This window comes from Pseudomonas sp. GZJR-8, assembly GCF_002916705.1.
Taxonomy (GTDB): Bacteria; Pseudomonadota; Gammaproteobacteria; order Pseudomonadales; family Pseudomonadaceae; genus Aquipseudomonas; species Aquipseudomonas synxantha_A.
Map to the genome: position 1 here is coordinate 1 of NZ_JXSI01000034.1, position 799 is coordinate 799.

General features: G+C 47.9%; 1 pseudogene. It reads left to right on the forward strand.

Annotation, left to right across the window (positions count from 1 at the left end):
- A pseudogene (locus TK42_RS27055) lies at positions 1–705 on the forward strand (hypothetical protein); the annotation flags it as partial.
- Positions 706–799 lie beyond the last annotated feature (94 nt).

Sequence of the window (799 nt, forward strand, 5' to 3'; positions counted from 1 at the left end):
AGTTGGTTGGACAGGGTGGCAAATAATAGCCAGGTAACGTTGAGTTTTTACGTGGCCTATAATGGTATCGACGATCAGAGCCGGGCAGTTGAGTTTCCAAAGACGACCTATACCGTCGTCGAGTCTAAACCTCTTATCATTGACACCTCAACCATGTACCTGAATGGCTGGCACTTCAACTCCACAGGCGCATTGCAGATTGCTGATTTTCCTGGAGCCGCACTTACTCGTCAGCCAGCAAGTGGAACGCCTCCTTATTACTATTCAATTCGACCACAAAACTCTCCAGTAGCAGTTGTAGATGCCAATGGAAACGTCAGAAGCAAAAGTAACGGCACCACTCGAGTCTACGTGAGGGACAGTGCGAGTCAAGAGGTCAGCTATCCTGTCACAGTATCAAACTGCTGGTATGTAGTTATATTGGCCGGTGACAAATATCCCTTTGGCCACCACAACTTCAGTGAAAGGGTCCAACCACCGTATACGCAAATCCCGGAAGATAAATGGCCTTCTATCTACACGGCGTATGGCCAGGTACCTATCAGATGGAGTGGCGGGATCCAACCCGCTTGGATAACTCCTGTGGTTCAGGGTGGCAGGTCTAAAACCTATAACATGTATACGGGAGTCAGCCAATCCGCGGGCGTTAACGAAAACATCAGGTACGCTTTGGCCGTACTTCCTTCAATTTCATCAGGGAACTAGCCCCAATGTAAAATAAAAATATCAGGAGAATTAGAGGGGGCAGTTCTATTTAACCGTAGACTGTCCCTTTTTTCAGGGTGAATGGCAGCACTCA